This is a genomic window from Oscillospiraceae bacterium (assembly GCA_034925865.1).
GTDB lineage: Bacteria > Bacillota > Clostridia > Oscillospirales > SIG627 > SIG704.
Window position 1 is genome coordinate 69,239 of record JAYFRN010000043.1, and the last position, 7,139, is coordinate 76,377.

The following is a 7,139-nucleotide window of genomic DNA, read 5'->3' on the forward strand; positions in this document are numbered from 1 at the left end:
CAACTGCCAAAACTTCAGTAGACATTATTTATTTGCAAAAACTCTCTTTATGTGCTTTTGCCGCTTCATAATATCGTTTAATATTCCGCTGACCGATTTTTGAGGCCTGCATTGCATCCTCGAGGCCGTCATATTCCATTGAATAATACCCCTCATATCCAGTAGACAGCAGTATTTTAAGAATCTTCTCAAAATCAACGGTTCCATGACCGACGACTGTGCCGCGGAGATAATCGCCGTTGCGGGTATTATACCATTCCTCGCCCGGATATAGTCCGTTTCCTGATTTGAAAAGGTAATCCTTTACATGCACATGTGATATATAGGGTGCAAAATGTCCGACGAATTCTTCCGGTGTCTCCCCGACAAATAAGATATTGCCAAGATCAGCCACCAAGCCGATATCTCGATTAACTTCATTTAATAAAGCATCAAAACGCTCACAGCCGTTGAAAATATAGCCTTGATCTTCGTAAATGCATTTCACTCCGGTTTGTTCTGCATAATCATAAACCTCACGTATGGAATCGACTGCCCGTTTCAGCAGCTGCTTAAAAGGCATTTTTTTAAAATCATGAGAAAGTACCGGATAAATTGTATGGTGCAAATACGGTGAACCAAGCGCTGCCGCAACGTCGGCATAGCGTTTCAGGTTCTCAATCTGTGTTCTGCAATCTTCACCGACAACAGAAACTGCATATGAAAAGCAACAAATGTCTATGCCCTGCTTTTCTGCATATTCCTTCAGCCTTTTTGCTGCAACAACATCAGGTGTTGCAAATTCCTGTACAGGGAAAGGCTCGATAGCAGACAGCCCGGAGGCTTTTGCATAATCGATTTCTTCGGTAAAAGTCATTTTAGGGTCGGGAAGGCCAAAAATTCCAAGTTTCATTTATTGATATTGCCGCCCATACGGGGCGGCTCTCCTGTTGGCTAATTTTATTTTAATGAAGGCTGTCATGAACCCGTATAAAAGGCATCAAACGATTATATATTTTATGCTAAAAGCGAACGCAGCAGATCCCGCGCCATGACAATATCGTTATCCTGCTCCGATCCGCTTATTTCCCGCTCGATAATGAGCGGCCCGGTATAACCGAGTATCCTGAGCTTCCGAATAATAAGCGGTATATCAGCGCGACCTTGACCGAGTGGTTTTTCCTTACCCAAAACACGGCCGCATACTGGATATTCTCCGTCTTTGAAATGTGTATTACGTACATATTTTCCGAAAATGTCTAATGCATCTGCAGGATTTGCTTTCCCATACAGCAGCAGATTGGCGGTGTCAAAATTTATACCAAGATTCATTGTACCGATTTCTTCAATGGTACGCAGCATGGTTATCGGTGTTTCCTGACCGGTTTCAAATAAGAAATATTGTCCTTTATCCTTCAACTCGTTTGCAAGCAGCCTGAGTGCGGTGACTGCCCCTTGAAAATCAGGGTCACATGGGTTTTCCGGCAGAAAACCGACATGAGTAATAATGTCAGTAATGTCTATCATTCGCGCAAAATCACTTGCGGCAAGAAGTTCTTTTACCCGCTGGGAGCGATAAGCAGATGGAACAAGCCCTAGAGTGACCGGGCCGCCATAAAAATTCCATTCCTTAGGGCCTGTCCAGCCTGCCCACAGGGCGGTAATCTCAACACCGGTTTCCGCGGCGGCGTCAATAATCTGTTTTGCGTTTTCCGCTGTATACAGATCCGGCTCCCAGCAGCACAACTGACAACAGTTCATGTCCATTGCTCTGATTTTTATAAATTCGGCGTTAATATCCGTATGACGATGAAATAAAACTAATACTCCGATTTTCATAGAAGTACATTCCTCCGATAATGACGGTTAAATTATTCCCTGAAAATATTTCAGAATCCATTAACAGCATGGTATATACCAATAACTGAAGCTAAGGCTTCGCTTGGTTCATATGGTGAAAAAATCAACTCCTGTAACTATTATTACACAGAGAGGGGTAAAATCAAGAAGGAAAACGGACTTATGTATATGAACCAAAACCTGTTCAAAAAGAAGACGTTTTTCTTTGAACAGTATAACATCATAAACAAGTTTTCGTCAACTGAAGTCATTCAATTTTTATAATATGCAATGATAGTATGTTGACATAAAACGCAATCATGTGTATAATATACTTATACTGCGGTAATCGTTACATAACGGCCGCGGTATTTTGGTATAGCAAAATAAAAATAAAAAGGAGGTTCATATGCCATACAAAGACTTAACCGAAAACAATCTGCAGCTTGCCGCTATGGCCGAAGAATGCGTCGCCGGATCAGCTATTGATCCCGAGCTGTATACTCGGTACGGTGTAAAAAGAGGGCTTCGCGAGCTCAACGGAGACGGAGTACTTACCGGACTTACGAATATCTCCGACATAAGGACGAAAAAATTAGTAAACGGCCAATTAATTCCATGCGAAGGGGAATTGTATTACCGCGGCATCCGGATTGAGGATCTTGTCGACGGCTGCATATACGATGACAGAATGGGCTTTGAGGAGACATGCTTTCTTCTGCTGTTCGGTTATCTTCCGAATCGCGAAAAGCTCTCATCCTTTTCAAATCTTTTAAGCGATTACCGCTGTCTTCCGGATAAATTTGTCCGCGATGTGGTTATGAAGGCTCCGCCGTCAGATATTATGAACGGGCTTACACGCAGTGTGCTTACGCTGTATTCCTATGACCGTTATGCAGATGATATCTCGATCCCGAATGTACTTCGCCAATGTCTGCAGCTTATTTCTGTAATACCGCTTCTTTCGGTATACAGCTATCAGGCTTTTAACCATTATCATAATAAAGCAAGCCTTTATATTCATATGCCGGATCCCGCCCTTTCCACCGCCGGAAATATTCTTGCTCTCCTGCGTCCCGACTGCAAATTTACCGCACTTGAGGCGCGGGTGCTTGATATCTCCTTGATCCTTCATGCTGAGCACGGAGGCGGCAACAACTCGACATTCACAACCCATGTGGTCACGTCGTCCGGAACAGATACATATTCGGCGATATCCGCCGCTCTTTGTTCACTCAAAGGGCCGCGTCACGGCGGAGCAAACATTAAGGTTTCGGCTATGTTCCGAGATTTGAGAAATAAAATAAGCGATTTGGATGACGAAGATGAGATCAAGGCATATCTGAACGATATTCTTGAAAAAAGAGCCTTTGATAAAAGCGGACTTATATACGGAATGGGTCACGCGGTTTATTCGCTGTCCGATCCGCGCGCCAAGATACTGATGTCTTTTGCGGAAAAAATTGCTTCTGAAAAAGGAAGATCGGACGAATACAGATTATTGAACACGATCGACAGGCTCGCCACCTCACTAATTGCCGAAAAGAAGAAAATCTACAAAGGCGTCAGCGCCAATGTCGATTTTTACAGCGGATTTGTCTATGATATGCTGGGAATTCCTCCCGAGCTGTATACTCCTCTGTTTGCCTCCGCGCGTATCGCGGGATGGAGCGCGCATAGGCTTGAAGAGCTGATCGGCGGCGGAAAGATCATACGTCCGGCATATAAAAGCTTATCAGAACCGAAGGAGTATGTCCCTGTTTCAAAAAGAATATAAACATAATCCCGGTGTTTTCGCATTTTTAGTTGAAAATACGTCTTATTTGCGATATAATTATAATTGTATTTTATGCGCTACCATTTTAATATAAGAATTATATGAACGGCGGTGTTAATCTTGATTGAAGATATGAACGTAAATTTTTCAGTGTTGTTTTCCTCCTTTGGCGACCTTGAGGTGACCGTTGATGATACCAAATTTACGTTCATCACGGATATACGTTTACTTGATCTGGCTTATAATAAGGAATTCTGGGAAATGAAGGATCAACTGTTCAGAACCCTTAAGCTTGAAAACAATGATACGCGAAAATATATCCTGCATATTCACCCGTATTACGAAATGTTTGTTGTGAACAAAGACTCTGTCCGTCTTCAGTTGAGAGATTCTACGATTATTTTAAACCAGAATGATCTTTGTATCATTCCCCCTGGTGTCTATCATTATATTGAAGATATAATTTCAATTGACGAAGGTATAAAAGACAGCGTGTATAATCTGGGCTTTTCGTTTTCCTATGAAATCGATTCGTCCGGCAGCAATATATACAACGATTTTCGCCGGGTTTTCTGCGGTTCGGAAATCCGAGTCAAAGAAAACCGCCATGATTTCTGCGAATACATGGTTCGTCTCAAGGAATGTCTGAACAAAGGAAGCAAGCTGAAAACTCAGAAGCTACGCGCCATCCTTTCCGACATAATGTTTGAGCTGTATGACACCTTTGACGGAGGCAGTAAGGAAGCAGTCAAAACCGTAGTGGAAGGCGGCAATTTCAAGCTTTCACATATACACAAAATAAATTATATCATTTCAAATTTCTATATGAACGACCTGACTCTCGAAAAGCTTTCCGAGATTCTTCATATCAGCCCACGTCAGATCAGCCGCATAATAAAAAAAGAATACGGTATGACCTTCAAGGAATGCCTCGTCGAAACACGTATTCAAAACATCATCAAAATGTATCACGAAACAGGCAGCTCACTTGAGGCGCTGGCCGAGGCGGCGGGCTATGATTCAATGAACGGCTTTTATCATGCTTTCCGCAATTATACCGGCTGTACGCCTGCAAAATATTTCAAACGAAGCGAACAAAAATAAAAACCCAACAAAACGGACAAAGTAAAAAAGAAGAAAGCAAAAAGATTAAATATAAAATCATCGAGGCGAATTAATCAAAAATGAACGGTATTTACAAAAATTTTGGCGAGCTTGTCGGGAACACTCCGGCTATTGAGTTTTCACGAGTATCGGAGCTGTACGGTCTTTCCGCACGCCTGATTGCCAAGCTCGAATATTTTAATCCCGCCGGCAGCATCAAAGACAGAGTTGCACTTTACATGATAGAGAACGCGGAGCGCAAAGGCTTGCTTAAGCCGGGGGCGGTGATAATTGAGCCGACAAGCGGCAATACCGGGATCGGTTTGGCTGCCGTTGCCGCGTATAAAGGATACCGCATAATAATTACAATGCCGTCTAGTATGAGCATAGAACGCCGAAAGCTCCTCAAGGCATACGGTGCGGAGCTTGTCCTCACGGATGCTTCACTTGGCATGAAGGGCGCCATACAAGAGGCGCAGCGTTTGTCTTCTGAAATTTCCGGATCGTTCATCCCCGGTCAATTCACGAATCCCGACAATCCGGAGGCGCATTACAGAACCACCGGTCCCGAGCTTTGGACTCAGACCGGCGGAAACATAGATATACTTGTCGCCGGCGCGGGCACTGGCGGAACCGTTACGGGAACAGGGCGTTTTCTTAAGGAAAAAAATTCTGATATAAAAATAATTGCGGCAGAGCCCGCCTCCTCGCCGGTTATCTCCGGCGGAAAGCCCGGTCCTCATAAGCTGCAGGGAATCGGCGCGGGCTTTATACCGGATATCCTCGATATGTCAGTTCTTGATGAGGTGATAAAGGTAACGAATGAAGCAGCTTATGACGCCGTGAGGATGCTCGCCAAGACAGAGGGCATTTTCGTCGGTATTTCATCCGGCGCGGCTCTTTCCGCGGCAATTTCCGTTGCCGGGAGACCGACTTCTTCAGGGAAGACCATAGCTGTGATCCTTCCCGATGCCGGAGACAGGTACCTATCAACTGATCTGATTGATTAAGGCAACCTCAAAAAACGGGAATTTTCACAACATCGCATTTAATAATTATTTTCAGTTATTAGAAGTTACTTAAAATGAATGCGTGACATTTTTGAAAAGCCTTTGTTAAGAAACACAATATTATATCTGCAGAAAAGCCGCGGAATTCCCGCGGCTTTTTTACGTACGAATATAATGTTTAATTGTTATAATACTTGATTACGGCATTTTTCATTAATTGCGATTTTAGCTGTGAGAGCCTGTCATCTGTGGATTTCTTTAGGTCATCAGCGGAAATATCCGGTGAAGCTTTTGAAATTTCAGCTTTTATACTCTCATACAGCTTTTGAGCCATCATTTCGTTTCTTCTGACATTGTACTGGGATTGCAGATATTCTGATGCGGTCATGTCAAGCCCGGCAATATAATCATAAAAGATTTCTTTGTTTGTCGCTTCCTGTATCCATTCTTCTTCAAGCTTGAGTTGGCTTTGAACTTCCATGTCGGAAACTGTAAAACCTTTTTTTAAAGCGTAATCATAAATTAGATACAAGGCGGCGGCTCGGTCTATCGCTTTCTTTTGTTCTTCTTCATTTAAAGAAAAATACATGCTTATTTCATATTCATGTATCTTTACGTCGTTTACTTCTGCCACGACGTTTTTGTTTTCAAACGCTTTTTTATCATTTTTACCGATTTGCAGAAAATCGATTACATCCGCTGATTTAGCCGCAATAATCAGAACAGATGTGAGGATTATTAAAGCGAGTACCGATATAAATATTGCTTTTTTTGATATTCGGGATTTGTTTCTTTTCGTATTCATAAAGCCCTCCAATTTGTATAAAACTGATACCGTCCCCCCGGAACAGGCGAGGCCTGTTCCGGGGATATGGCTTTTTACTGGGAAAGAGAATTACCCGTCTAGGGCGGATGGACGCGTCGATGCTTTTTATAATGATTTAGTCAAGATATAACATAGTATCAACTTCCAAAGGAGATTTTGATTCTATCGAATTGCGGAAATATTCTTCTTTTTCGAATATTGCGTCGAAATTATACTTGCGAATGCATTTATATGAATACATTTCGCGCTTTATTAATTTGTTATAAATTGTTGTTACTTCATCTTTTGTCAGCTGTCCGGCATATATTATTTCCGGAATGCTGAATGATGTTGAAGTCTTGTGCGCAAACAAATCATAGGCTTTTTTTTGTACTGAGATTTTTGATTTCCGTAAATAGAATTTTATATCAGTTTTAAATTCACGGTCAAAATATCTTAATTCATATGCTTCTTCCCATTCTTCCCAATTTCTAAAATAATCATCTACTGTTTTGGCATTCCCACAGTATAGAATTTCCGGAGGAGGCAAATTGCTGTAATAATATCCCCTATTGTAATATAAGTCTTCATAAACATCCCTCGATATATTGAAATGTTCAACAAA

General features: G+C 42.1%; 7 protein-coding genes. 3 read left to right on the forward strand and 4 right to left on the reverse strand.

Translation table 11 applies throughout. The features are described 5' to 3' along the window. Window positions 1-28: 28 nt before the first annotated feature. Together VB118_12500 and VB118_12505 are read right to left on the reverse strand one after the other, a co-directional pair. On the reverse strand, window positions 29-892 hold the full coding sequence (locus VB118_12500; GenBank protein ID MEA4833421.1) for a sugar phosphate isomerase/epimerase: 864 nt from the start codon (window positions 890-892) through the stop codon (window positions 29-31). Between the two features lie 104 nt (window positions 893-996). Further along, window positions 997-1,818: a sugar phosphate isomerase/epimerase family protein gene (locus tag VB118_12505; protein ID MEA4833422.1), complete on the reverse strand. Its 822-nt coding sequence runs from the start codon at window positions 1,816-1,818 to the stop codon at window positions 997-999. A gap of 409 nt (window positions 1,819-2,227) precedes the next feature. Between VB118_12505 and VB118_12510 the strand changes: the two genes are divergently transcribed. The 3 genes from VB118_12510 (at window position 2,228) to cysK (ending at window position 5,709) form a co-directional block, all read left to right on the forward strand. Next, on the forward strand, window positions 2,228-3,595 hold the full coding sequence (locus VB118_12510) for a citrate/2-methylcitrate synthase (protein ID MEA4833423.1): 1,368 nt from the start codon (window positions 2,228-2,230) through the stop codon (window positions 3,593-3,595). A gap of 120 nt (window positions 3,596-3,715) precedes the next feature. Further along, window positions 3,716-4,699, forward strand: coding sequence for a helix-turn-helix transcriptional regulator (locus VB118_12515; protein ID MEA4833424.1), 984 nt, complete (start codon window positions 3,716-3,718; stop codon window positions 4,697-4,699). Window positions 4,700-4,779: 80 nt separating this feature from the next. Then, window positions 4,780-5,709 (forward strand): cysteine synthase A, encoded by a 930-nt coding sequence (cysK, locus tag VB118_12520; protein MEA4833425.1) that lies wholly within the window; start codon window positions 4,780-4,782, stop codon window positions 5,707-5,709. Between the two features lie 178 nt (window positions 5,710-5,887). Here cysK and VB118_12525 read toward each other — a convergent pair whose 3' ends face one another. Both VB118_12525 and VB118_12530 read right to left on the reverse strand, forming a co-directional pair. Beyond that, window positions 5,888-6,514: a hypothetical protein gene (locus VB118_12525; GenBank protein MEA4833426.1), complete on the reverse strand. Its 627-nt coding sequence runs from the start codon at window positions 6,512-6,514 to the stop codon at window positions 5,888-5,890. A gap of 136 nt (window positions 6,515-6,650) precedes the next feature. Continuing rightward, window positions 6,651-7,139: hypothetical protein (locus tag VB118_12530; GenBank protein MEA4833427.1), on the reverse strand; the 489-nt coding region annotated here is incomplete at its 5' end.

Coding starts and splice junctions, on each gene's coding strand:
- VB118_12500 (MEA4833421.1), bottom strand. CDS start 892: ATGAAACTTGGAATTTTTGGCCTTCCCGACCCTAAAATGACTTTTACC.
- VB118_12505 (MEA4833422.1), bottom strand. CDS start 1,818: ATGAAAATCGGAGTATTAGTTTTATTTCATCGTCATACGGATATTAAC.
- VB118_12510 (MEA4833423.1), top strand. CDS start 2,228: ATGCCATACAAAGACTTAACCGAAAACAATCTGCAGCTTGCCGCTATG.
- cysK (MEA4833425.1), top strand. CDS start 4,780: ATGAACGGTATTTACAAAAATTTTGGCGAGCTTGTCGGGAACACTCCG.
- VB118_12525 (MEA4833426.1), bottom strand. CDS start 6,514: ATGAATACGAAAAGAAACAAATCCCGAATATCAAAAAAAGCAATATTT.